This is a genomic window from Kitasatospora sp. NPDC004240, from assembly GCF_053603215.1.
In genome coordinates, this window is the sequence record NZ_JBSGFD010000047.1 from 16,946 (window position 1) to 40,998 (window position 24,053).

Here is a 24,053-nt window from a genome sequence, read left to right on the forward strand (position 1 = left end):
ATGGTGCAACCCGGCGATGCGGCGCCGGGGCGTTCAGGGGTGGTTCAGACCACCAGCGGGCGGTCCGTGGGACGGATCGGGGCGGGCAGCGGGGTCTTGCCGCCCAGGTACCGGTCGACCGCGGCGGCGGCCGAACGGCCCTCCGCGATCGCCCAGACGATCAGCGACTGGCCACGGCCGGCATCGCCACAGACGTAGACGCCATCGACATTGGTGGCGAACTTCCCGTCACGAGCGATGTTACCCCGAGCGTCGAGGTCCACGCCCAGCTGCTCGACCAGGCCGTTCTTCACGTCCGTCCCGGTGAAGCCCATGGCCAGGGTGACCAGCTGCGCCGGGATGGCCCGCTCGGTGCCCGGCACCGGCTCGAAGCGGCCGTCCTTGAACTCCACCTCGACCAGGTGCAGCTCCTGGACGTTGCCGTCCTCGTCGCCGGTGAAGTGGGTGGTGTTGACGGAGTAGATCCGCTCGCCGCCCTCCTCGTGGGCCGAGGTGACCTTGTAGGTCATCGGCATGGTCGGCCAGGGCTGGTGGCCGGGGCGGCTCTCGCTGGGCTGCGGCATGATCTCCAGCTGGGTGACCGAGGCCGCGCCCTGGCGGTGGGCGGTGCCGACGCAGTCCGCGCCGGTGTCGCCGCCGCCGATGACGACCACGTGCTTGCCCTTGGCGCTGATCGGGGAGTCGACGAAGTCGCCCTCCTGGACCTTGTTGGCCAGCGGCAGGTACTCCATGGCCTGGTAGACGCCCTTGAACTCGCGCCCGGGCACCGGCAGGTCGCGGGCCGTGGTGGCGCCGGCCGCCACGACCACCGCGTCGAAGCGCTCGCGCAGCTGCTGGCCGGTGATGTCCTCGCCCACGTGCACACCGGTGCGGAACCGGGTGCCCTCCGCGCGCATCTGCTCGATGCGGCGGTTGATGTGGCGCTTCTCCATCTTGAACTCGGGGATGCCGTAGCGCAGCAGCCCGCCGACGCGGTCGGCCCGCTCGTACACCACGACGGTGTGCCCGGCGCGGGTGAGCTGCTGGGCGGCGGCGAGGCCGGCCGGGCCGGAGCCGATGACGGCGACGGTCTTGCCGGACAGGCGCTCGGGGACCTGCGCGGTGACGCCGCCCCGGTCCCAGGCCTTGTCGATGATGGTGACCTCGACGTTCTTGATGGTCACCGCGTCCTGGTTGATCCCCAGGACGCACGCCGACTCGCACGGGGCCGGGCAGAGCCGCCCGGTGAACTCCGGGAAGTTGTTGGTGGCGTGCAGGCGCTCGATGGCGCCGGACCAGTCGTCCCGGTAGGCCAGGTCGTTCCACTCGGGGATGAGGTTCCCGAGCGGGCAGCCGTTGTGGCAGAACGGGATGCCGCAGTCCATGCAGCGGCCGGCCTGCTTGGTGATGATCGGCAGGAGGCTGCGCTCGACGTAGACCTCGTTCCAGTCACGGAGACGAACGTCGACCGGGCGGCGCTCCGCCAGCTGCTTGGGCGTGGTCAGGAAGCCCTTGGGGTCAGCCATGTGCCGCCTCCATCATCTTGCGAGTGGTCTCGGCCTCGGAGAGGCCATCGCGCTCAGCGGCGTCCTTGGCGGCGAGCACAGCCTTGTAGTCGGTCGGCATGATCTTGGAGAAGCGGGAGACCCCGCTGCCCCAGTCCGCCAGGAGCTCGGCGGCGACGGTGGAGCCGGTCTCCTCGTAGTGCTGCTGCACGGTCTCGCGCAGCCAGTCGCGGTCGGCGGCGGTCGGGGCCTCGATGCCCACCATGCCGCTGTTCACGTTGGCCGGACGCAGGTCCAGCACGTAGGCGATGCCGCCGGACATGCCCGCCGCCAGGTTGCGCCCGGTCTCACCGAGGATGACGACCCGGCCGCCGGTCATGTACTCCAGGCCGTGGTCGCCCACGCCCTCGACGACCAGGGTGGCACCGGAGTTGCGGACGGCGAAGCGCTCACCGGCCTTGCCGCGCAGGTGGATCCGGCCGCTGGTGGCACCGTACCCGATGGTGTTGCCGGCGATCACGTGGTTCTGCGCGTCGTTGCCGATGGCGGCGGCGTCGCGCGCCGGGCGGACGATCACCACACCGCCGGAGAGGCCCTTGCCGACGTAGTCGTTGGCGTCGCCCTCCAGGCGCAGGGTGACGCCGTTCGGGACGAAGGCGCCGAAGGACTGGCCGGCCGAGCCGGTGAAGGTCACGTCGATGGTGCCCTCGGGCAGGCCCGCACCGCGGTACCGCTTGGTCACCTCGTGGCCGAGCATGGTGCCGACCGTGCGGTTGACGTTGCGGATCGGCAGCTGGATGCGGACGGTCTCGCCGTTCTCCAGGGCGTCCTGGGCCAGGTCGATCAGCTGGTTGTCCAGGGCCTTGTCGAGCGCGTGGTCCTGCGTGGTGGTGCAGTGCAGGGACGCGCCCTCGGGCAGCTCGGGGACGTGGAAGAGCGGGGCCAGGTCGAGGCCGGCGGCCTTCCAGTGGTCGATCGCGGCCCGGGCGTTGATGTGCTCGGCGTGGCCGACGGCCTCCTCGATGGAGCGGAAGCCCAGCGAGGCCAGGATCTCCCGGACCTCCTCCGCGATGAACTCGAAGAAGTTCACCACGAACTCGGGCTTGCCGGAGAAGCGGTCGCGCAGCACCGGGTTCTGGGTGGCGACGCCGACCGGGCAGGTGTCCAGGTGGCAGACGCGCATCATGATGCAGCCGGAGACCACCAGCGGGGCGGTCGCGAAGCCGAACTCCTCGGCGCCGAGCAGCGCCGCGATGACGACGTCGCGGCCGGTCTTCAGCTGGCCGTCGGTCTGCACCACGATGCGGTCGCGCAGGCCGTTGAGCAGCAGGGTCTGCTGGGTCTCGGCGAGGCCGAGCTCCCAGGGGCCGCCCGCGTGCTTGAGCGAGGTGAGCGGCGAGGCACCGGTGCCGCCGTCGTGGCCGGAGACCAGGACCACGTCCGCGTGCGCCTTGGAGACGCCCGCGGCGACCGTGCCGACACCGACCTCGGAGACCAGCTTCACGTGGATGCGGGCCGCCGGGTTGGCGTTCTTGAGGTCGTGGATCAGCTGGGCGAGGTCCTCGATGGAGTAGATGTCGTGGTGCGGCGGCGGGGAGATCAGGCCGACGCCCGGAGTGGAGTGCCGGGTCTTGGCGACCCACGGGTAGACCTTGTGGCCGGGCAGCTGGCCGCCCTCGCCGGGCTTGGCGCCCTGGGCCATCTTGATCTGGATGTCGTCCGCGTTGACCAGGTACTCGGAGGTGACGCCGAAGCGGCCGGAGGCGACCTGCTTGATCGCCGAGCGGCGCTCCGGGTCGTACAGGCGGTCCGGGTCCTCGCCGCCCTCACCGGTGTTGGACTTGCCGCCGAGGCGGTTCATCGCGATGGCCAGGGTCTCGTGCGCCTCGCGGGAGATGGAGCCGTACGACATGGCGCCGGTGGAGAAGCGCTTGACGATCTCGGAGACCGACTCGACCTCCTCGACGGGCACCGGGGTGCGGCCGAGGCCGTCCAGCTGGAACAGGCCGCGCAGCGTCATCAGGCGCTCGGACTGCTCGTTCACCCGGTCCGTGTACTGCTTGAAGATGTCGTACCGGCGGTTGCGGGTGGAGTGCTGCAGGCGGAAGACCGTGTCCGGGTCGAACAGGTGCGGCTCGCCCTCGCGGCGCCACTGGTACTCGCCGCCGATCTCCAGCGCGCGGTGCGCGGCGGGGATGCCGGAGGCCGGGTACGCCTTGGCGTGGCGGGCGGCCACCTCCTTGGCGATCTCGTCCAGGCCGATGCCGCCGAGCTTGGTGGTGGTGCCGGCGAAGTAGCCGTCCACCAGCTCCTGGGAGAGGCCGATGGCCTCGAAGACCTGGGCGCCGCGGTAGGAGGCGACGGTGGAGATGCCCATCTTGGACATGACCTTGAGCACGCCCTTGCCGAGCGCCTTGATCAGGTTCTTGATGGCCTTCTCGGCCTCGACGCCGGTCAGGAAGGTGCCCTGGGCGACCAGGTCCTCGACCGACTCCATGGCCAGGTACGGGTTGACCGCGCCGGCGCCGTAGCCGATCAGCAGCGCGACGTGGTGCACCTCGCGGACGTCACCGGCCTCGACCAGCAGCGACACCTGGGTGCGCTGCTTGGTGCGGATGAGGTGGTGGTGGATCGCGGAGGTGAGCAGCAGCGAGGGGATCGGGGCGTGCTCGGCGTCGGAGTGCCGGTCGGAGAGCACGATGATCCGGGCGCCGTCGGCGATCGCGGCGTCGGCCTCGGTGGCGATCTCGGCCAGGCGGGCGGCCAGGCCGGCGCCGCCGGTGGTGACCTTGTAGAGGCCGGAGAGCGTGACCGCCTTCAGGCCGGGCTGGTCGCCGTCGGCGTTGATGTGGACGAGCTTGGCCAGCTCGTCGTTGTCGATCACCGGGAAGGTGATGCCGACCGAGCGGCAGGACGCGGCCTCGGCGGCCAGCAGGTTGCCCTCGGGGCCGAGGTTGGACAGCAGCGAGGTGACGAGCTCCTCGCGGATGGCGTCCAGCGGCGGGTTGGTGACCTGCGCGAAGAGCTGCACGAAGTAGTCGAACAGCAGGCGCGGCTTCTCGGACAGCGCGGCGATGGGCGAGTCGGTGCCCATCGAGCCGAGCGCCTCGCCGGCGGTCTTCGCCATCGGCGCCAGGATGACCCGCAGCTCCTCCTCGGTGTAACCGAAGGTCTGCTGGCGGCGGGTGACCGAGGCGTGGGTGTGCGCGATGTGCTCGCGCTCGGGCAGCTTGGCGAGCTGGATCTGCCCGGCGGCGACCCACTCCTCGTAGGGGTGCTCGGCGGCCAGCGCGGACTTGATCTCCTCGTCCTCGACGATGCGGTGCTCCGCGGTGTCGATGAGGAACATCCTGCCGGGCTGCAGGCGGCCCTTCTTGGCGACCTTCTCCTGGTCGATGTCGAGCACGCCGACCTCGGAGGAGAGGACGACCAGGCCGTCCTCGGTGATCCAGTAGCGGGCCGGGCGCAGGCCGTTGCGGTCCAGCACGGCGCCGATCTGGGTGCCGTCGGTGAAGGTGACGCAGGCCGGGCCGTCCCAGGGCTCCATCAGGTTGGAGTGGTACTGGTAGAACGCGCGGCGGGCCGGGTCCATGGTGGCGTGGTTCTCCCACGCCTCCGGGATCATCATCAGCACCGAGTGCGGCAGCGAGCGGCCGCCGAGGTGGAGCAGCTCCAGGACCTCGTCGAAGGAGGCGGAGTCGGAGTGGTCCGGGGTGCAGATCGGGAAGATCCGCTCCAGGCCCCGCCCGTCGCGGTTGGCCGGGATGAGGTCGGTGGCGAGCTGGGACTCGCGGGCGGTCATCCAGTTCCGGTTGCCCTTGACCGTGTTGATCTCGCCGTTGTGCGCGACGAAGCGGTACGGGTGGGCGAGCGGCCAGCTCGGGAAGGTGTTGGTGGAGAAACGCGAGTGCACCAGGCCGAGCGCGGAGGCGTAGAGCCGGTCCGACAGGTCGGGGAAGAAGGGCTCCAGCTGGCCGGTGGTCAGCATGCCCTTGTAGACGATGGTGCGGGCGGAGAGCGACGGGAAGTACACGCCGGCCTCGCGCTCGGAGCGCTTGCGGACGACGAAGGCGGTCCGGTCCAGCGCGATGCCGCTCGCGCCGTCCGCGGCGAGGAAGACCTGGCGGAAGCGCGGCATGACGCTGCGGGCGGTGGCGCCGAGCAGGTCGGGGGTGACCGGCACGTCGCGCCAGCCGAGGACGGTCAGGCCCTCCTCGGCGGCGATGGCCTCGATGCGGGCGACAGCCTCGACGTCGGCGGCGTCCTCGTCGGGGAGGAAGGCGATGCCGACCGCGTACGAGCCGGCCGCGGGCAGCTCGAAGGAGACCTTGGAGCGCAGGAACGCGTCGGGGATCTGCGTCAGGATGCCGGCGCCGTCACCGGAGTCCGGCTCGGCGCCGGTGGCGCCGCGGTGCTCCAGGTTGCGCAGGACGGTGAGCGCCTGCTCGACGATGGTGTGGTCGGCGATGCCGGTCAGCGTGGCGACGAAACCGACGCCGCAGGCGTCGTGCTCGTTACGCGGGTCGTACAGGCCCTGAGCAGCAGGTCGCGCATCCGGAACGAGCGCGTACGGCGGGCGCGCTGCGCCGGCCTGGGGCTCGTTGGCGGAGTGCATGGATGCAGACAGCATCGGCTCTCCCGTCGTCGTCTTTCAGCAGGTGCGGTGCAGTAGGGACGACGCTGGCCCTGATGCGATTTCGTGCAAGTTACATGATGCCCAAGTTCCCGGGAAGCGGAATATGCCGTCCAGATGCCGGACAGATCCGCAGGTCACGGGCCGGGTGGGAGGACGCGCAACGGTGCGCGTCCAGTCGATTGTGCCCGGCGGTCGGCCGCCTGAAACAGGGGCGAAACGCCCCGGCTACAGAAACCGATCAAGACCGCCTGGGAATCCATCCCCGGAGCGGGCCCGGGGATGCGAATCAGCGGTGCCCGGGCTCGAATGCTGAGACTAGGGCAGGTGGCCCCTCGGGGCCCATGTGTGGAATGTCACGCAGTAGTGAGCATAACCATGCAGGAGTCCGTGTCATCCCACAGTGCCGCCGATCAGCGACCCCAGCAGGTACGTCACCCCGGCCGCCGCCCCGCCCAGCACCAGCTGCCGCAGCCCGCTGAACCACCAGCTGCGCGCCGTCACCCGGGCCACCACGGCCCCGCAGGCGAACAGCCCCGCCACCGCCAGCAGCAGCGCCGGCAGCAGCGAGTCCGCGCCCAGCAGGTACGGCAGCAGCGGCAGCAGCGCGCCCGCCGCGAAGCAGACGAACGAGGACGCCGCGGCCACCACCGGCGAGGGCAGGTCGCCCGGGTCCACGCCCAGCTCCTCGCGGGCGTGGATCTCCAGGGTTTGGTCCGGGTCCTCGGACAGCTGGCGCGCCACCTCGCGGGCCAGCCCCGGCTCCACCCCGCGCGCCACGTAGAGCTGGGTCAGCTCGGCCAGCTCGCCGTGGGGGTTGCGGCTCAGCTCCAGCCGCTCGGCCTCGATCTCGGCCTGCACCAGCTCGCGCTGCGAGGCCACCGAGGTGTACTCGCCCGCCGCCATCGAGCAGGCGCCGGCGGCCAGGCCCGCGAGACCGGTCAGGACGACCGTGCCGCTGGAGGCCGCGCCGCCGACCACGCCGGTCATCAGGGCGAAGTTGGACACCAGCCCGTCCATCGCGCCGAACACCGCCGGCCGCAGCCAGCCGCCGTTCACGTCGCGGTGGTGCCCCTCGGCCGGTATCCGCGGCGGATGCGCCGCGTCGGGTTCCCGTACGGTCGTCACGGTCCTCGGACCTCCCCGGATCCGTCGCGCCGCCCGGCCGCGCGCGACTCTGCGCGGCGTCCGTGGGCGTCGCCCTGCTCCTCTTCCGATTCGAACGTAGTCCGGTCAGCGGGGGCGTTTCCAGCAAAGTAAGGCTGTCCGAACAGCACTCCGGCCGCCCTGCGCCAGGTCGGCGGGAGCGGCCGGAATTCGGTGGAACAGCAGGTCAGGTGAGGTGCTTCGCGTCCTTCTCGGCGGCGTCGGCGGCCTTCCCGTCCGTCTCGCCCTCCGGCGATCCGTCCACGGACCGGGACGGCTCCCCGCTCTTCACGGCCTTCGCCGCCCCCTTCGGGGCGTCGGCCGGCTCCGGGGCCGCGTCCGCCGCGCCGTCCTCGGGGCCGTGCGCCGCCGGGTCGAGGGTGGCCGGGTCCTCCCGGCCGGGGCGCTTCTTGCCGACGATCACGAAGTACGCGACCGCGGCGATGAACAGCAGGACCGCCGTCCAGCCGTTCAGGCGCAGGCCGAGCACGTGGTGCGCGTCGTCGATCCGCAGGTACTCGGTCCAGAACCGGCCCACCGTGTACGCGGCCACGTACACCGCGAACGCCCGGCCGTGGCCCAGGGTGAAGCGGCGGTCCGCCCAGATCACCAGCAGGGCGACGCCGACGCACCAGAGCGACTCGTAGAGGAAGGTCGGGTGGTAGATCCCGGTGACCATCTCACCGCTCGGCAGCGTCTTCTTGATCTCCAGGCCCCACGGCAGGTCGGTCTCCCGCCCGTACAGCTCCTGGTTGAACCAGTTGCCCCAGCGGCCGATGGCCTGGGCGAGCGCGATGCCCGGCGCGATCGCGTCGGCGTACGCGGGCAGCGGCACGCCCCGGCGGCGGGCGCCGATCCAGGCGCCGACCGCGCCCAGCGCGATCGCGCCCCAGATGCCGAGGCCGCCCTCCCAGATCTTGAAGGCGTTCCAGGGGTTCCTGCCCTCGCCGAAGTACAGCTGGTTGTCGGTGATCACGTGGTACAGCCGGCCGCCGACCAGGCCGAACGGCACGGCCCAGACGGCGATGTCACCGACCGTGTGCTTGGCACCGCCCCGGGCGACCCATCGCTTGCTGCCGAGCCAGACGGCGACGACGACACCGAGGATGATGCAGAAGGCATAGGCGCGCAGCGGTACGGGTCCGAGGGGCAGGACCCCGCGCGAGGGGCTGGGAATGAAGGCGATATCCATGGCAGCACCGACGCTACAGGGTCCGGCGCCCGCCCTGGACACCCCGCGGGTCACAGATCCCGAACGACGGACGGCGGACGGCCCCCGGACGCGACGCCGCCGCCCCCTCCGGACGGGGAGGGGACGGCGGGGATCCGACCGGTACGGGCTCAGCCGGCCGTCGGCGTGGCGGTGCCGGCGGGCCTGGTGGTCTGCGCCGGGGAGGTCTGGGCGGGCGAGGTCTGGGCCGGACCGGTGGGCGCCGGGCCGGTGGGCACGGGGGAGGCCGGGGGCGGCGAGGCCTGGGTGCCCGCGGCCGGGGTGCCGAGCGGCTTGCCCTGGTTGGCGGCGTCCACCCACTTCACCAGGTTCTCCGGGGTGATCTCCTCGTTGCCGTTCTTCGGGTAGACCGGCTGCCCGTTGAGCAGCACCGTCGGGGTCGACTTGTAGGGGGACTTGTCGAAGTCCTGCTGGACCGCCGACACCCATCCGCTGTACCGGTTCTCGTTGACGCACGCCTGGAACTCCGGCGTGTCCAGCCCCGGCACCTGCTCGGCCAGCTCGATCAGGGTGGAGTTCTTGCCGTACGCGTCGTCGGTCTCCGCCGGCTGGTTCCGGTAGAGCACGTCGTGGTACGCGCGGAAGTGCCCGGCGTCCTGGGCGCAGGCCAGCGCGTTGGCCCCGAGCTTGGAGCCCTTGCCGCCCACCGCCCGGTCGATGAACGAGACGACGTGGTAGTTGCCGTAGACCTTGCCCTGGTCCTCCAGCTGCGCGATGGTCGTCGCGAACTCCTTCTCGAACTGCGCGCAGGCCGGGCAGCGCGGGTCCTCGTAGATGGTGAGGGTGGACGGCGCTTCGGCCGCGCCGACCGGGATGACCAGGTTCTTGTCGCCGATGGTGCCGGCCGGGTGGGCGGTCGGGGTCTCCGGCTGGGAGCGTTCGTTCTGCACCACCACGCCGGTGACCACGGCGACGGCGATCACCGCCAGCACCACCCCACCGATGATCAGCTTCTTCTTGCGCCGGGCGCGGGCCTCGTCGGCCGCCCGGTCCGCCAGCATCCGCTCGCGGGCGGTGCGCTTGCCTTCTCGGTTCTTCTCGCTCATTGCCTAGGACATCCAGGGTCGGGGGTGGAGTGGGAGTGTGCGGCGGGGTTCAGCTCGCCAGCCAGTTGTCCACGGAGAACTTGGTCCGGGGCCACCGGATCAGCCAGCCGGCGAGCAACAGGAACCCGGTGTCGCGCAGGATCTCCTGCAGGTACTCGGTCTTCGACGCGTCGACCGTCCCGCCGCCGCCGAAGCAGCCGCAGTCGATCGAGATGCCGCGCGCCCAGGCCGAGGCGATCCCGGCGATGAACAGGAGCAGCAGCAGCGCGGAGACGATCGCCACCAGGCGGACGCCGAAGCCGATGACCAGCAGCGCGGCCAGCGCCAGCTCCAGGAACGGCAGCGCGTGGCCGACCGGCTTGACCAGGGACTCGGGCAGGATCTCGTACGCGCGCACCGCCTGGGCGGCCTCCGCCGGGTCGGCGATCTTCGCCAGCCCGGCCCAGCCCCAGACCACGGCGAGGCCGAGCCGCGCCGCCAGGCCGATCCACTCCGTCCACACCGCACCGCTGCCGCGCGAGACCGCCGGACCGGCCGCCATAGAGGTAACCCCCTCGGAAAACACCTTCACCTGCTGATGAACCGCAGGGGATGGGGGACGGTTCCTCCGTATTCAGGAATTAAGCCGAAAGAGTGACGCCTTGGCGGCTTCTGTCCGATTCGGCCCTAATGATTGTTCGGGCCGCAGCCGGGCGGACGCCGCGGCCCGCCGGCACCCACCAGACGGGCCGCCCGGGCCACGGCGTCCGCCCTGGCCGCCCCGGCGCACACGGAGGCCTCCCGCTCGGCCCGTTCCGCCGCGCCCCGCCTGGCCAGCGCGTCCCCCACCACGGTGTGGTCCGCCCCCACCGCGGCACCCAGCACCAGGACGGCCGCGGCGGCCCGCAGCAGGACGGCTCGTTGGACACCCGGCACCGGCACACCCCTTCGTTCCCGCACTCCCCCGAGTACCTCGTTCGTGCACCCGTCCCTCCACTCAACGCCGGTCAATCCCCCTTGATGCGTGAAGGCGTCACTGTTCACCCGTTCGGGTTCCGGCGGGCCGCCGTACGGCGCGCGGGAACGCCGACGGCCCGCCACCCCGGGCGGGGTGACGGGCCGTCGGCGCGGTGCGGACGGGTGGCGGCTACCGCCGGCGGACGCCCTGCGCCAGCTCGCCGGCCAACGCGCGGACCGCCGCCAGCGCGGCCTCCTCGTCACCGGCGGCGTCCAGGATCCGCTGCACGAAGGCCGAACCGACGATGACCCCGTCGGCGAACCCGGCCACCTCGGCGGCCTGGTCGGCCGTCGAGACGCCGAGGCCCACGCAGACCGGCAGCTCGGTGGTGGCCCGGGTGCGGGCGACCAGGTCCTCGGCGAGCTCGCCGACCTGGGCCCGGCTGCCGGTCACGCCCATCACCGCGGCCGCGTACACGAAGCCGGTGCCGGCCGCGGTCACCTCGGCCAGGCGCTTGTCCTTGCTGCTCGGGGCGACCACGAACACGGTGTCCAGGCCGTGCTCCTCCGCCGCCTTGCGCCACTCCTCGGACTCCTCCACCGGAAGGTCCGGCAGGATGCAGCCCACGCCGCCCGCGGCGGCCAGGTCCGCGGCGAAGCGCGCGGTGCCGTAGCGCTCGACCGGGTTCCAGTACGTCATGACCAGCACCCCCGCCGCGGGGTGCGCCTCGGCCACCTCGCGGACGGTGCGCAGCACGTCCTTGATCCGCACGCCGGAGCGCAGCGCGATGTCGTCGGCGGTCTGGATGGTCGGGCCGTCGAGCACCGGGTCGGAGTGCGGCAGGCCGACCTCGACCAGGTCGCAGCCGCCCTCGATCAGCGCGTTGATCGCGCGCACGCCGCCGTCCACGCTGGGGAAGCCGGCCGGCAGGTAGCCGATCAGCGCGGCGCGGTTCTCCGCCCGGGTGCCGGCCAGGATGTCGCTGAGCTTCGAAGCCATCTCACTTACCCCCGTCGGCGTCGTCGCCCGCGCCCTGGTCGTACAGGCCGAAGTACTCGGCCGCGGTGTGCATGTCCTTGTCGCCGCGCCCGGAGAGCGAGACCAGGATGGTGGCCTCCGGTCCGAGCTCGCGGCCCAGCTCCAGGGCGCCGGCGAGCGCGTGGGCGCTCTCGATGGCCGGGATGATGCCCTCGGTGCGGGACAGCAGCCGCAGCGCCTGCATGGCGGCGTCGTCGGTGACCGGACGGTACTCGGCCCGGCCGGTGTCCTTCAGCCAGGCGTGCTCGGGGCCGACGCCGGGGTAGTCGAGGCCGGCCGAGATCGAGTGCGACTCGATGGTCTGGCCGTCCTCGTCCTGGAGGACGTAGGTGCGGGAGCCGTGCAGCACGCCGGGGTCGCCCTTGGTGAGGGTGGCGGCGTGCCGCGGGGTCTCGGCGCCCTCGCCGGCCGCCTCGCAGCCGATCAGGCGCACCCCGGCGTCCGGGATGAACTCGTGGAAGATGCCCATCGCGTTGGAGCCGCCGCCGACGCAGGCGACCACCGCGTCGGGCAGCCGCCCGGTGCGGTCGAGGACCTGCTGGCGGGCCTCCACGCCGATGACCCGGTGGAAGTCGCGGACCATCATCGGGAAGGGGTGCGGGCCGGCCACGGTGCCGAACAGGTAGTGGGTGTCGTCGACGTTGGCGACCCAGTCGCGGAACGCCTCGTTGATGGCGTCCTTGAGGGTGCGGCTGCCGGACTTCACGGCGACCACCTCGGCGCCGAGCATCCGCATCCGGGCGACGTTGAGCGCCTGGCGCTGGGTGTCGACCTCGCCCATGTAGATGGTGCAGTCGAAGCCGAACAGGGCGCAGGCGGTGGCGGTGGCCACGCCGTGCTGGCCGGCGCCGGTCTCGGCGATGATCCGGGTCTTGCCCATCCGCTTGGTGAGCAGCGCCTGGCCCAGCACGTTGTTGATCTTGTGCGAGCCGGTGTGGTTGAGGTCCTCGCGCTTGAGCAGGATCCGCGCGCCGCCCGCCTCGGCGGAGAAGCGGCGGACGTCGGTCAGCGGGCTGGGCCGGCCGGTGTAGTCCTTGAGCAGCGCGTCGAGCTCGGCGACGAACGCCGGGTCGGTCTTGGCCTTCTCGTACTCCTCGGCGACCTGCTCCACGGCGGCGACCAGCGCCTCCGGGATGAATCGGCCGCCGTAGGCGCCGAAGTAGCCACGGGCGTCCGGCACCTCGGCCCCGGGCAGGTAGTCCTTCTCGGACATGGTGAAGTCCTTCTGGGTGATGACGGCAGTTGACGTCGGAACGGCTGTGGTCAGCCGGACGTCCTGCGCCATCGGCGGCCCTGCACCTGGCCCGGTTCGCAGCCGATCACGTACCGCACCCTCCGTCCGAGCACCCGGCGCGCGGGCGCGCGGCAGCCGCGCGGGCGGCAGCCGGGCGCGAGACGGGGGTCGAGGGACATGGTCTTCGGTCAGCCCTTGTGGCGCAGGGCCGGGTGGGCACCGGCCGCGACCAGGTCGGCGACGGCGGCGCGCGGGTCCTTGCCGGTCACCAGCGACTCGCCGACCAGCACCGCGTCGGCGCCGAGGTTGGCGTACTGGATGACGTCCAGCGGGCCGCGGACACCGGACTCGGCGACCTTGACGACACCGTCCGGGATCGCGTGGACGACGTTGCCGAAGGTGTTCCGGTCGACCTCGAGGGTCTTCAGGTTGCGGGCGTTGACCCCGATGATCCGCGCGCCGGCGTCGACCGCGCGGGCGATCTCCTCCTCGTCGTGCACCTCGACCAGCGGGGTGAGGCCGATCGACTCGGCGCGCTCGATCAGCGACACCAGGGCCGGCTGGTCGAGGGCCGCGACGATCAGCAGCGCGAGGTCGGCGCCGTGGGCGCGGGCCTCCCACAGCTGGTAGGCGGTGACGATGAAGTCCTTGCGCAGGACCGGGGTGTCCACCGCCGCACGGACGGCGTCCAGGTCGGCGAGCGAACCGCCGAAGCGGCGCTGCTCGGTCAGCACGCTGATCGCGGCGGCCCCGCCGGCCGCGTAGTCGAGCGCCAGGGCGGCCGGATCGGCGATCGCGGCCAGCGCGCCCTTGGACGGGCTGGAGCGCTTGACCTCGCAGATGACCCGTACCCCGTCGCCCTTGAGGGCGGCGACGCCGTCCTTGGCGTCCGGTGCCTTGGCGGCGAGCTCCTTGAGCTCGTCCAAGGAGACCCGGGCCTGCCGCTCGGCGAGGTCCTCCCGGACCCCGTCGATGATCTCGTCGAGCACACTCACGCGAGCGCCCCCATCATTCTTCTGGCTAGGAGCCGGTCCCCCCGGGGTTCGACGCTGCGATCCGCGGGGCTTCCGGCCTGGCAGTCCGGTCGGGCCGACGGTGGAGGATTCACGCAGACCGGTGACGATGCTGTGCTCCCGCTCCCCCGTTGGCCCTTCGATGGTATCGGCACCGGGGGGCGCGCAGCGCATCCACCCGGCGCGCGTCTCGCGGAACGGACCGTCCGACGGACCGCCCACCGGGCCGCCCACCGGACCGCCCGGGGCCACCGGCGGACGCCCGGGGAGGTCAGAGCAGCGGCGGGGCCAGGGCGGCGCCCACGGGGAGGTTGCGCACCACCGTGAAGACCAGCAGCAGGAGGGCCACCAGGACGGTCTGCCGCAGCCCCAGCACCACCCTCGGCGCCGGCCCGCCGCGCACCGCGGCCCAGAGCCAGCGCGCCCAGAACACCGACAGCACCACGAACAGCAGCACCGCCGGCGCGTTGTCCTGCAGGGCGGTGAAGACGTCGCCGTGGGTGAGCGCGTGCACGCAGCGCAGCCCGCCGCAGCCGGGGCACCACCAGCCGGTGGCCGTCAGGACGGGGCAGTCCGGGTAGTGGCCGGGGGCGTTGGGGTCCACCGTGGCGACGTACGCGCAGGGGGCGGCCACGGCGGCCAGGGCGGCCAGGGGCGGGCCGAGCCGGCGCAGGACGGACGGCCGGGCGGAGGCGGTGGAGACGGCGTTCACGCCCCGCATTCTGCTCCCTGCGGCGGCGTCCGGCGGGAAAACGGGAACGGCGGGCGTTTCGCCCGCCGTTCCGTCCGGCCGTGGGCCGTCCGCGTGAGTGCCCGGATCAGGCCGAGGCGGAGGCCAGGGCGGCCGCACGGTCCTCGGCGGTCTCGACGTACGGGCTGGGCTGCTTGCCCATGCCCGCCATCGACATGGCCTTGCCGACCACGCCGCCGACCACGACGACCACGAGGCCGGCCACCACCAGCGGCACCGACGGGAGGATCATGGCCACGCCCGCGACACAGAAGCCGATGAAGGAGATGGTGACGCCAGTCCAGGCGGCGGGGTTGTGGCCGTGTGCAGCCTTCGACATCTGATCGTGCTCCTTGTTCTCCGGATCCCGGCCGGGCCGGCGGGGGCCAGACGGGTTGACGCGTTCCATTGTGCCGGGCCACACACCGGTACCCCAAAGGGGGTGGTGGTCTCTCCCGTCACACCGCGGCCGGGCCGGTCAGCCCGCCGTCGGGTCCTCGCCGCGGTCCAGCGCCTTCCACAGGTCGGCCGGGGTGTCGGCGGCCCGGGCGGGCGCCTTGCGGGTCGGGGCGTCGTAGCGGCTGCCCATGGTGGGCCAGCTCCGCCCGTACCGGACGGTGAGCAGCCCGGCCGCGGCCAGCAGCACCCCGCCGACCAGGGCCAGCCACGGCCAGAGGGTGTGGCTCACCTCGGTGGCGCGGGTGCCGGACAGCGCCAGCTTGCGGGCCGCCTCGGTGTGCAGCGCCGCGCTGTCCCCGGCACCGACGGCCGACGCGGCGGCGGTCCCGAGGCCGGCCAGCAGGGCCAGCACGCCGACCGCGACCCGGCCGGCGCCGCGCACCGCGAACAGGGCGACCGCCGCGGCCAGCGCCACCAGGGCGAGCCCGCCGGGCAGCTCCGAGATCCGGCTGCCGGTCGCGGACACCTCCAGGGTGGCGCCCTGCGAACCGGCGACCCGCCCCTCGGCCCACACCCGCCCGACGGCGGTCAGCACCAGGACGGCGCCCAGCGCGGTCAGCAGCAGCATCACGCCGAGCGTGCGCCGCCCGCCCCCCGCGGCGGGGGCGGCGGCGGGCACGGCTTCGGTCCGGGGCTGGGGAAGAGCACTCACCCGTCCACTATCCCCGACCCGACGCCGGTCCCCTACGCCGGGTCGGCGGGAAACCCGTCGGTGGACAGCACCAGCGTCCGCTCGCCCAGCGGCAGGAAGAGATCGTTCCCGAACGGAACCCGCTCCGCCTCGCGGTACGCCCCGCCGCGCTGCGGGTGACCGTGCACCGTGCAGACCTCCTCGGCCGGATCGATCACGACGTACAACGGGATCCCGCATTCGGCGTAGGTGCGGACCTTCTTCGCATGACGCTCGTCGTGACCGGACGGCGAGACCACTTCGAGGACCGCCTCCAGGTCGTGCCACTCGAACCGCCCCCGGTCGTTGCGCTCCGCTCCCGGAGCGACGACGGCCAGGTCGGGTGCGTAGCCGAAGAGCGTGGACGGAAAGTCGATCATGACGTCCGAGAGCACCCGGCCGTGGCCGGCGAGCTGCTCCTTGATCTGCGGCGCCGCGCTGAGGACGATCTCCCACCGGCTCTCCCGCCGAGGCGTCATGATGATCTTCCCGTCCGTGATCTCCACCTGATAGCCGCTCGGAAGGTTCGCGCCTTCGAGCGCCTCCCAGGCACTCTCCGTCCTCGTCACGATCATGCCCGCCGTCTCCCGCGCTCTCACACCGTCGGCGTGCGCAGCGTATTCGCCGTGGCGACCGCGCGCAGCACGGCGGCGGCCTTGTTGCGGCACTCGGTGTCCTCGCCGTGCGGGTCGGAGTCGGCGACGACGCCGGCGCCGGCCTGGACGTAGGCGGTGCCGTCGCGCAGCACGGCGGTGCGGATGGCGATGGCGGTGTCGGAGTCGCCGGCGAAGTCCAGGTAGCCGACGCAGCCGCCGTACAGTCCGCGGCGGGTGGGCTCCAGCTCCTCGATGATCCGCATGGCCCGGGGCTTGGGGGCACCGGACAGGGTGCCGGCCGGGAAGCAGGCGGTGAGCACGTCGAAGGCGGTGCGCCCGGGCGCGACCCGGCCGGTGACGGTGGAGACGATGTGCATCACGTGGCTGTACCGCTCGATCTGCATGAAGTCGACGACCTCGACGCTGCCCGGCTCGCAGACCCGGCCGAGGTCGTTGCGGCCGAGGTCGACCAGCATCAGGTGCTCGGCCCGCTCCTTGGGGTCGGCGAGCAGTTCGGCGGCCAGGTCGGCGTCCTCGTGCGGGGTGGCGCCGCGGTGCCGGGTGCCGGCGATCGGGTGCAGCATGGCCTCGCCGTCGGTGACCTTGACCAGCGCCTCGGGGCTGGAGCCGACCACGTCGAAGCCGCCGTCCGCGCTGCCGTCCGGCCCGGGGAAGCGGAACAGGTACATGTACGGGCTGGGGTTGGTGGTGCGCAGCACCCGGTAGACGTCGAGCGCGGAGGCCGGGCAGGGGGCCTCGAAGCGCTGCGAGGGCACCACCTGGAAGGCCTCGCCGGCCCGGATCCGCTCCTTGATCTCCTCGACGGCGGCCCGGTACGGCTCCCCGCCGAACGGCGAGCGCACGTCGCCGGGGGCGGTCGGGGTGAAGGTGGCCAGCCCGGGGTCGACCGGCTTCAGCAGGTCGGCCTCCATCGCGTCGAGGCGGGCCACGGCGTCGGCGTACGCCTCGTCCACCCCGGTGGCCAGGTCGTTGTGGTTGACCGCGTTGGCGATCAGCAGCACCGTGCCGTCGGCGTGGTCGAGCACCGCGAGGTCGGTGGCGAGCAGCATGGTCAGCTCGGGCAGGCGCAGGTCGTCCGGGTTGAGGTCGGGCAGCTTCTCCAGCCGGCGGACGATGTCGTAGCCGAGGTAACCGACCAGGCCGCCGGTCAGCGGCGGCAGGCCGTCGTCGGTGTGCCGGGGGGTGTGCAGCGCGGTGAGGGCGGCGCGCAGCACCTCCAGCGGGTCGCCGCCGGTGGGGATGCCGACCGGCGGGGTGCCGTGCCAGCGGGCCCCGCCGTCGGGGTCGGCGGTCAGCACGGCGGCGCTGCGGACGCCGACGAAGGAGTAGCGCGACCAGCTGCGCCCCTGTTCGGCGGACTCCAGCAGGAAGGTCCCGGGGCGCTCGGCCGCGAGGCCGCGGTAGAGGCCGATGGGGGTGAGACCGTCCGCGAGGAGCCTGCGGGTGACCGGGATGACCCGGGTGTCGACGGCGAGCTTGCGGAAGGCTTCGAGGTCCATGGGGCGCGGCACCGTTCTGGAGTCGTGGGTGGGTGGGGTCAGCCGAGGGGCAGCACGTCGGCGTCGAAGCAGGTGCGCTCGCCCGTGTGGCAGGCGGCGCCGGTCTGGTCGACCTTGACCAGCAGGGTGTCGCCGTCGCAGTCCAGCGCCACCGACCTGACCGCCTGGACGTGCCCGGAGGTGCCGCCCTTGACCCAGTACTCGCGTCGGCTGCGGGACCAGTAGGTGCAGCGGCCGGTGGTGAGGGTGCGGTGCAGCGCCTCGTCGTCCATCCACCCGAGCATCAGCACCTCGCCGGTGTCGTACTGCTGGGCGATGGCGGGGAGCAGGCCGTCGGCGGTCCGCTTGAGCCGGGCGGCGATCGCGGGGTCCAGGGCGGTGGTGCCGGGGGCGGCGGGTGAGGTGGACATGGGGCCATTGTGTCAGGGCGGTCGGAGCCCCCGGCCGCGCCGTCCGGCCCGTGGGCGGCGGCCGGGAGGGCCCCGGGGGCGCGCGGTGGCGGCGGGGGCCGCGCGGCGGTTCGGTCCGGGCCGGGCGGGCCGGGGCGAGTTGTGCCAACCGCCTGCCGGAGCGGCCTCCGTTGGGCCATTCTCGTGAGCATGACCTCCGCCGAGCCGCCGTCCCCGTCCGACGAGGCCCCCGGGGCCGGCCCGGACGCCGTCACCGGCCCCGACGGGGCCGCGGCACCGGACGCCCGCCCCTCGCGCGCCCTGGTGCTCTCCGTCGTGGGCGTGCTCGCCGTCCTGCTCGCCGTGCTGGCCACCGTGCTGCTGTGGCCGGAGGAGAAGCCCGCCGCCCTGCCGCCGCCGGCGCCCACCGCCACGCCGTCCCCGACGCCCACGCCGACCCCCACCCCGACCCGGGAGGTGCCGTACCCGCACTTCGTGGTCGGCGCCTGCTTCGACCACCCGCAGCTGAGCAGGGCGATCACCAAGCCGGAGGCGCGGCCGTGCGAGGGCGAGCACGACGGCGAGTCCTTCGCGGTGCTGCAGCTGCCGGAGGGGCTGACCGGGGACGCCCAGATCGGCCGGGCGATGCGCGAGGGCTGCAAGGAGCCGATGGCCGCCGCGCAGGCCCGCCAGGGCGGCGGCACCTGGTACGGCTACCCGATGGGCCCGGCCATGACCTGGTACCAGCAGGGCTGGCGCGACTACAGCTGCACCCTGACGGCCAGCAACCGCCAGGGCGGCACCAAGCTCACCGGGCACGTCCGCTGAGGCCCTGCGCCCGGATGCCGGAGCCGGCCCTGCGCCCGCTCCCGTGCGGGTACCTGACAGGCCGTACGCTGACCTCATGTCGAACCATGCCCTCGCGGAGCGCCACCGGCTGACCGAACTCCTGCTCGCCGCCGGGCCGGACGCGCCCACCCTGTGCGCCGGATGGACCACCCGGGACCTCGCCGCCCACCTGGTGCTGCGCGAGCGCCGGCCCGACGCCGCGGCCGGCATCCGGATCCAGGGGATGGCCGGCTGGACGGCCCGGGTGCAGTCCGGCTACGCCGAGCGCCCGTACGAGGAGCTGGTGCGGCTGTTCCGGGGCGGCCCGCCCGCGCTGTCGCTGTTCGCGCTGCCCGGCGCCGACGAAGCGGCGAACACCGTGGAGTACTTCGTGCACGCCGAGGACGTCCGCCGGGCCGGGGACGACTGGCGGCCGCAGCCGCTGCCGCCGGGGCGGGCCGAGCGGCTCTGGCGGCGGCTGCCGCTGATCGCGAAGCTGGAGGCGGGCCGCCGCTCGCCGGTCCGGCTGGAGCTGTGTCACCCGGACGGGCGCGCGGTGACCGTCGGCCCGGCCGGCTCGCCGGTCGTCCGGATCACCGGTGAGCCCGGCGAGCTGATCCTCTTCGTGTACGGGCGCGGCGAGCGCACCGAGCTCACCGTCGACGGCCCGCCGGACGCCGTGACCGCGCTGCGCCACGTGCTGCCGCTGCCCTGACCGGGCCCGCTCCTCCTGCGACACCCCGTGCCCCGACGCGCGCACCGGGACGCCCCGAGCTGCGAGGACGCCCGCCCGACCGGCGGTTGTCGGTGGCGGGGGGCACACTCTCAAGTGGCCCTGCCCCCGCCCCCGGCGGGGGCCGCCTGGCCACCCACCGTCGAAGAAGGAGCAACCACCCCATGCCCTCCACCGACTTCTCCCCCGGCGCGCCCTGCTGGATCGACCTCGGCAGCCCGGACCCGGCCGCGGCCGCCGCGTTCTACGGCAAGGTCTTCGGCTGGACCTTCCAGTCGGCCGGCCCCGAGGCCGGCGACTACGGCTTCCTGCAGCTGGACGGCCGGACGGTCGGCGCGATCGGCCGGCTCACCGAGGAGGGCGCCCGGTCCGCCTGGACGACGTACTTCAGCGTGCCCGACGCGGACGCCACCACCAAGGCCACGCTGGAGGGCGGCGGCGCGGTCCGGGTCCAGCCGGACGACGTGTTCGACGCCGGCCGGATGGCCCAGCTCACCGACCCGCAGGGCGCCCGGTTCGCCGTCTGGCAGCCCAACACGGTCACGGGGCTGGACGCCGTCCAGGAGGACGACGCGCTGATCTGGTCCGAGCTGCACACCTCCGACCAGGCGGCGGCGCTCGCCTTCTACGGCGGGCTGTTCGGCTGGCGCTCCGAGGCCATGCCGGCGCCGGGGATGACCTACCACGTGCTGGCCACCGCCGAGGGCGAGGACCTCCGCGAGGCGAGCTTCGGCGGCGTGGCGCCGGTCATGGAGGAGGGCCGGCCGCCCGCCTGGACGCCGTACTTCGCGGCCGCCGACGTGGACGCGGTGGTCGCCAGGGCCCAGGCGGCCGGCGGCACGGTGCTGATGCCCGCGGAGGACCTGCCGGAGGTCGGCCGGATCGCCTGGCTGGCGGACCCGTTCGGCGCGCCGTTCGCGCTGATCAAGGGTGAGCCGCAGGAGTCCTGACGGCACCGGGCCCGTACGCGTCCCCGTACGGGCGGACGCGGACGGGCCCGTACGGCTCAGCGGGCAGGCCCGTGCGGCTCAGCGGACGGGGTGACCTGCCTCGCGCAGCGCGCCCTTGACCTCGCCGATCCGCAGGTCGCCGAAGTGGAAGACGCTGGCCGCGAGCACCGCGTCCGCGCCCGCCTCGACGGCCGGGGCGAAGTCGGCGAGCTTGCCGGCGCCGCCGGAGGCGATCACCGGGACGGAGACGGTCTTGCGGACGGCCCGGATCAGCTCCAGGTCGTAGCCGTCCTTGGTGCCGTCCGCGTCCATCGAGTTGAGCAGGATCTCGCCCGCGCCCAGCTCCGCCGCGCGGCCGGCCCACTCGACGGCGTCCAGGCCGGTGCCCTTGCGCCCGCCGTGCGTGGTGACCTCGAAACCGGAGGCCGTCTCGGTGCCCTCCGGGCAGCGCCGGGCGTCCACCGAGAGGACCAGCACCTGGCGGCCGAAGCGCTTCGCGATCTCGCGGACCAGCTCGGGCCGGGCGATGGCGGCGGTGTTGACGCCGACCTTGTCGGCGCCGGCCCGCAGCAGCTTGTCGACGTCCTCGACGGCGCGGACGCCGCCGCCGACGGTGAGCGGGATGAAGACCTGCTCGGCGGTGCGGCGCACCACGTCGTAGGTGGTCTCGCGGTCGCCGGAGGAGGCGGTGATGTCGAGGAAGGTCAACTCGTCGGCGCCCTCGGCGTCGTAGAGCTTGGCCATCTCGACCGGGTCGCCGGCGTCGCGCAGGTTCTGGAAGTTGACGCCCTTGACCACCCGGCCGGCGTCGACGTCCAGGCAGGGGATGACACGTACTGCGAGGGTCACGGCTGTTTGCCTTCCAGAGCTTCCACGGTGTCTGCGAGCCCGGCGCGGTAGGCGTCGAGCTCGATCTCGACCATCATCCGGGAGTCGATCAGGCCCTCCACCACCACCATGGTGGCGACCGGGCGGGCCGCGGCGAAGAGCGTGCGGTGGGCGCGGCCCACCTCCTCCGCGTCGCGGACATGGGTGATGTACATCCGGGTGCGGACCACGTCGTCCGCCGTCAGACCGTACGCGGCCAGGGCGTTGAGGCCCACGCCGAACGCGGCCAGGGTCTGGTGGTACGGATCGCCCTCGTGCTCGATCCTCCCGTCCACCCAGGCGGTGGAGCCCGCCACGTGGACGTGGTCCCCGGCGGCGACCGCCCGCGAATAGCCGAACTCCTCCTCCCAGGGGGAGAATCCGGCGACCCTGCCGCGTACGATCCGACGTCCGGTCATCCTGAAACCGCCTCCAGGGCCTCTCCGAGGGTGAACTTCTGCTCGTAGAGTGCCTTGCCCACGATGGCGCCCTCGACACCCTCGCCGACGAGGGTGGCGATGGCCCGCAGGTCGTCGAGGGAGGAGACGCCGCCGGAGGCGACGACGGGCCGGTCGGTGGCGGCGCAGACGTCGCGCAGCAGCTGGAGGTTGGGGCCGGTCAGGGTGCCGTCCCGGTTGACGTCGGTGACCACGTAGCGGGCGCAGCCCTCGGAGTCGAGGCGGGCCAGCACGTCGAAGAGCTGGCCGCCGTCGCTGGTCCAGCCGCGGCCTCGCAGGGTGGTGCCGACGACGTCCAGGCCGACGGCGATCCTGTCACCGTGCTCGGCGATGACCTTGGCGACCCACTCGGGGCTCTCCAGGGCGGCGGTGCCGAGGTTGACCCGGGTGCAGCCGGTCGCCAGGGCGGCGGCCAGCGACTCGTCGTCGCGGATGCCGCCGGACAGCTCGACCTTGATGTCGAGGGTGCGGGTGACCTCGCGCACCAGCTCGCGGTTGGAGCCGGTGCCGAACGCGGCGTCGAGGTCGACCAGGTGCAGCCACTCGGCGCCGGCGTTCTGCCAGGCGAGGGCGGCGGCGAGCGGCTCGCCGAAGGAGGTCTCGGTGCCGGAGGCGCCCTTGACCAGCCGGACGGCCTGGCCGTCGCGGACGTCGACGGCGGGGAGGAGTTCGAGGCGACTCATCGAAAACGACTCTCAGACTGTCAGAGGGTGTTGACCCAGTTGGTCAGCAGGGCGGCGCCGGCGTCGCCGGACTTCTCGGGGTGGAACTGGGTGGCCCAGAGCGGGCCGTTCTCGACGGCGGCGACGAACGGCTGACCGTGCGTGGCCCAGGTGACCAGCGGGGCGTTCAGCCGCTCGCTGTGCAGTTCCAGCTCCCAGCGGCGCACCCCGTAGGAGTGCACGAAGTAGAACCGGGTCTGCGGGTCGAGGCCGGCGAACATCCGGCTCCCCTCGGAGACGTCCACGGTGTTCCAGCCCATGTGGGGGACGACCGGGGCGTCCAGCGGCTCGACGGTGCCGGGCCACTCGTCGCAGCCGGCGCTCTCCACGCCGTGCTCGACCCCCTTCTCGAAGAGGATCTGCATGCCGACGCAGATGCCGAGCACCGGGCGGCCCCCGGCGAGCCGGCGGCCGATGATCCAGTCCCCGCGCACGCCCTTGAGCCCGCGCATGCAGGCCTCGAAGGCGCCGACGCCGGGCACCAGCAGCCCGTCCGCGTCCATCGCGGCCTGGTAGTCGGAGGTGACGGTGACGTTCGCCCCGGTGCGCTCCACGGCGCGCTGCGCCGAACGGAGGTTGCCGGAGCCGTAGTCGAGGACGACGACGTTCTTGGTCATGGACGGCTTCCCCTTAGAGGCGCATGAGGCCGGCGGCCAGCAGCATGGCCGAGCTGACGGCGAGCAGCGTGACGACGCTCCGCGGCTTCTTCTGCTTCCAGAAGGAGTACACCCCCGCACCGAGGAAGAGTCCGCAGAAGATCAGTACGTTCGCCATCAGAGCGCGCCCTTGGTCGACGGGAGGATGCCGGCCGCGCGCGGGTCGCGCTCGGAGGCGTAGCGCAGGGCCCGGGCCAGCGCCTTGAACTGGCACTCCACGATGTGGTGCGCGTTGCGCCCGTACGGGACGTGGACGTGCAGCGCGATCTGGGCCTGGGCCACGAAGGACTCCAGGATGTGCCGGGTCATGGTGGTGTCGTAGGCGCCGATCATCGGCGCCATGTTCTCCGGCTCGGTGTGCACCAGGTACGGGCGGCCGGAGAGGTCCACGGTGACCTGGGCGAGCGACTCGTCCAGCGGCACCGTGCAGTTGCCGAAGCGGTAGATGCCGACCTTGTCGCCGAGCGCCTGCTTGAAGGCGGCGCCGAGGGCGAGGGCGGTGTCCTCGATGGTGTGGTGGGTGTCGATGTGCAGGTCGCCGTCGGTCTTCACGGTGAGGTCGAAGAGGCCGTGGCGGCCGAGCTGGTCGAGCATGTGGTCGTAGAACCCGACGCCCGTGGAGATGTCGGTCTTGCCGGTGCCGTCGAGGTCTATCTCGACGAGGACCGCGGTCTCCTTGGTGGTGCGCTCGATGCGTCCGATACGGGACATAC

26 protein-coding genes are annotated in these 24,053 nt (G+C 73.0%); 3 read left to right on the plus strand and 23 right to left on the minus strand.

Annotated features, from left to right (window positions below; all coding sequences use genetic code 11):
- Window positions 1-44: 44 nt before the first annotated feature.
- From ACWEQL_RS15285 to hisI, 17 genes are all read right to left on the minus strand, one after another.
- Window positions 45-1,505, minus strand: coding sequence for a glutamate synthase subunit beta (locus tag ACWEQL_RS15285; protein WP_452150716.1), 1,461 nt, complete (start codon window positions 1,503-1,505; stop codon window positions 45-47).
- Entirely contained in the window at window positions 1,498-6,099 is a 4,602-nt protein-coding gene (gene gltB, locus ACWEQL_RS15290) for a glutamate synthase large subunit (RefSeq protein WP_452150748.1), read from the minus strand. Before gltB ends, ACWEQL_RS15285 begins: the two co-directional genes overlap by 8 nt.
- 411 nt (window positions 6,100-6,510) lie before the next feature.
- The gene (locus tag ACWEQL_RS15295) at window positions 6,511-7,245 is read right to left on the minus strand and encodes a VIT1/CCC1 transporter family protein (protein ID WP_452150717.1); all 735 of its coding nucleotides are present in this window, start codon (window positions 7,243-7,245) and stop codon (window positions 6,511-6,513) included.
- A gap of 205 nt (window positions 7,246-7,450) precedes the next feature.
- Window positions 7,451-8,455 carry a prolipoprotein diacylglyceryl transferase gene (gene lgt, locus ACWEQL_RS15300; RefSeq protein ID WP_452150718.1) on the minus strand — a complete coding sequence of 335 codons (1,005 nt, stop codon included), beginning with the start codon at window positions 8,453-8,455 and terminating at the stop codon, window positions 7,451-7,453.
- A gap of 149 nt (window positions 8,456-8,604) precedes the next feature.
- On the minus strand, window positions 8,605-9,540 hold the full coding sequence (locus ACWEQL_RS15305; protein WP_452150719.1) for a DsbA family protein: 936 nt from the start codon (window positions 9,538-9,540) through the stop codon (window positions 8,605-8,607).
- Between the two features lie 49 nt (window positions 9,541-9,589).
- Entirely contained in the window at window positions 9,590-10,081 is a 492-nt protein-coding gene (locus ACWEQL_RS15310) for a MauE/DoxX family redox-associated membrane protein (protein ID WP_452150720.1), read from the minus strand.
- A gap of 125 nt (window positions 10,082-10,206) precedes the next feature.
- Entirely contained in the window at window positions 10,207-10,455 is a 249-nt protein-coding gene (locus tag ACWEQL_RS15315; RefSeq protein ID WP_452150721.1) for a hypothetical protein, read from the minus strand.
- Window positions 10,456-10,666: 211 nt separating this feature from the next.
- Entirely contained in the window at window positions 10,667-11,476 is an 810-nt protein-coding gene (trpA, locus tag ACWEQL_RS15320; protein WP_452150722.1) for a tryptophan synthase subunit alpha, read from the minus strand.
- A gap of 1 nt (window position 11,477) precedes the next feature.
- Window positions 11,478-12,728, minus strand: a complete 1,251-nt coding sequence (trpB, locus tag ACWEQL_RS15325; RefSeq protein ID WP_452150749.1) for a tryptophan synthase subunit beta — start codon at window positions 12,726-12,728, stop codon at window positions 11,478-11,480.
- Between the two features lie 50 nt (window positions 12,729-12,778).
- The gene (trpM, locus tag ACWEQL_RS15330; RefSeq protein WP_452150723.1) at window positions 12,779-12,928 is read right to left on the minus strand and encodes a tryptophan biosynthesis modulator TrpM; all 150 of its coding nucleotides are present in this window, start codon (window positions 12,926-12,928) and stop codon (window positions 12,779-12,781) included.
- 9 nt (window positions 12,929-12,937) lie between these two features.
- Window positions 12,938-13,744 (minus strand): indole-3-glycerol phosphate synthase TrpC, encoded by an 807-nt coding sequence (trpC, locus tag ACWEQL_RS15335; RefSeq protein WP_452150724.1) that lies wholly within the window; start codon window positions 13,742-13,744, stop codon window positions 12,938-12,940.
- 289 nt (window positions 13,745-14,033) lie between these two features.
- Window positions 14,034-14,483: a DUF2752 domain-containing protein gene (locus ACWEQL_RS15340; protein WP_452150725.1), complete on the minus strand. Its 450-nt coding sequence runs from the start codon at window positions 14,481-14,483 to the stop codon at window positions 14,034-14,036.
- A gap of 97 nt (window positions 14,484-14,580) precedes the next feature.
- Window positions 14,581-14,832, minus strand: a complete 252-nt coding sequence (locus tag ACWEQL_RS15345) for an HGxxPAAW family protein (protein WP_452150726.1) — start codon at window positions 14,830-14,832, stop codon at window positions 14,581-14,583.
- A gap of 138 nt (window positions 14,833-14,970) precedes the next feature.
- Window positions 14,971-15,603 (minus strand): TIGR02234 family membrane protein, encoded by a 633-nt coding sequence (locus tag ACWEQL_RS15350; protein ID WP_452150727.1) that lies wholly within the window; start codon window positions 15,601-15,603, stop codon window positions 14,971-14,973.
- A gap of 32 nt (window positions 15,604-15,635) precedes the next feature.
- A complete protein-coding gene (locus tag ACWEQL_RS15355) occupies window positions 15,636-16,196 on the minus strand; it encodes a Uma2 family endonuclease (RefSeq protein WP_452150728.1) in 561 nt (186 codons plus the stop codon).
- A gap of 20 nt (window positions 16,197-16,216) precedes the next feature.
- Window positions 16,217-17,737: an anthranilate synthase component I gene (locus ACWEQL_RS15360; RefSeq protein WP_452150729.1), complete on the minus strand. Its 1,521-nt coding sequence runs from the start codon at window positions 17,735-17,737 to the stop codon at window positions 16,217-16,219.
- A 38-nt stretch (window positions 17,738-17,775) separates the two neighbouring features.
- A complete protein-coding gene (gene hisI / locus ACWEQL_RS15365; protein WP_452150730.1) occupies window positions 17,776-18,147 on the minus strand; it encodes a phosphoribosyl-AMP cyclohydrolase in 372 nt (123 codons plus the stop codon).
- Between the two features lie 189 nt (window positions 18,148-18,336).
- Here hisI and ACWEQL_RS15370 point away from each other — a divergent pair, with 189 nt between their 5' ends.
- The 3 genes from ACWEQL_RS15370 (at window position 18,337) to ACWEQL_RS15380 (ending at window position 20,637) form a co-directional block, all read left to right on the plus strand.
- A complete protein-coding gene (locus tag ACWEQL_RS15370; RefSeq protein WP_452150731.1) occupies window positions 18,337-18,954 on the plus strand; it encodes a hypothetical protein in 618 nt (205 codons plus the stop codon).
- Window positions 18,955-19,030: 76 nt separating this feature from the next.
- The gene (locus tag ACWEQL_RS15375; RefSeq protein WP_452150732.1) at window positions 19,031-19,669 is read left to right on the plus strand and encodes a TIGR03085 family metal-binding protein; all 639 of its coding nucleotides are present in this window, start codon (window positions 19,031-19,033) and stop codon (window positions 19,667-19,669) included.
- 182 nt (window positions 19,670-19,851) lie between these two features.
- A complete protein-coding gene (locus ACWEQL_RS15380; protein ID WP_452150733.1) occupies window positions 19,852-20,637 on the plus strand; it encodes a VOC family protein in 786 nt (261 codons plus the stop codon).
- Between the two features lie 78 nt (window positions 20,638-20,715).
- Here ACWEQL_RS15380 and hisF read toward each other — a convergent pair whose 3' ends face one another.
- The 6 genes from hisF to hisB are packed head-to-tail and all read right to left on the minus strand — an operon-like array spanning window position 20,716 to window position 24,051.
- Window positions 20,716-21,486 carry an imidazole glycerol phosphate synthase subunit HisF gene (gene hisF / locus ACWEQL_RS15385; protein WP_452150734.1) on the minus strand — a complete coding sequence of 257 codons (771 nt, stop codon included), beginning with the start codon at window positions 21,484-21,486 and terminating at the stop codon, window positions 20,716-20,718.
- Window positions 21,483-21,923 (minus strand): RidA family protein, encoded by a 441-nt coding sequence (locus tag ACWEQL_RS15390; RefSeq protein ID WP_452150735.1) that lies wholly within the window; start codon window positions 21,921-21,923, stop codon window positions 21,483-21,485. The genes hisF and ACWEQL_RS15390 overlap by 4 nt, the downstream gene beginning before the upstream one ends.
- Window positions 21,920-22,645 carry a bifunctional 1-(5-phosphoribosyl)-5-((5-phosphoribosylamino)methylideneamino)imidazole-4-carboxamide isomerase/phosphoribosylanthranilate isomerase PriA gene (priA, locus tag ACWEQL_RS15395; protein ID WP_452150736.1) on the minus strand — a complete coding sequence of 242 codons (726 nt, stop codon included), beginning with the start codon at window positions 22,643-22,645 and terminating at the stop codon, window positions 21,920-21,922. Before priA ends, ACWEQL_RS15390 begins: the two co-directional genes overlap by 4 nt.
- Before the next feature lie 20 nt (window positions 22,646-22,665).
- On the minus strand, window positions 22,666-23,301 hold the full coding sequence (gene hisH, locus ACWEQL_RS15400; protein ID WP_452150737.1) for an imidazole glycerol phosphate synthase subunit HisH: 636 nt from the start codon (window positions 23,299-23,301) through the stop codon (window positions 22,666-22,668).
- A gap of 13 nt (window positions 23,302-23,314) precedes the next feature.
- Entirely contained in the window at window positions 23,315-23,458 is a 144-nt protein-coding gene (locus tag ACWEQL_RS15405; protein WP_452150738.1) for a hypothetical protein, read from the minus strand.
- Complete coding sequence (gene hisB, locus ACWEQL_RS15410) at window positions 23,458-24,051, minus strand: imidazoleglycerol-phosphate dehydratase HisB (RefSeq protein WP_452150739.1); 594 nt, start codon at window positions 24,049-24,051, stop codon at window positions 23,458-23,460. The genes ACWEQL_RS15405 and hisB overlap by 1 nt, the downstream gene beginning before the upstream one ends.
- Window positions 24,052-24,053 lie beyond the last annotated feature (2 nt).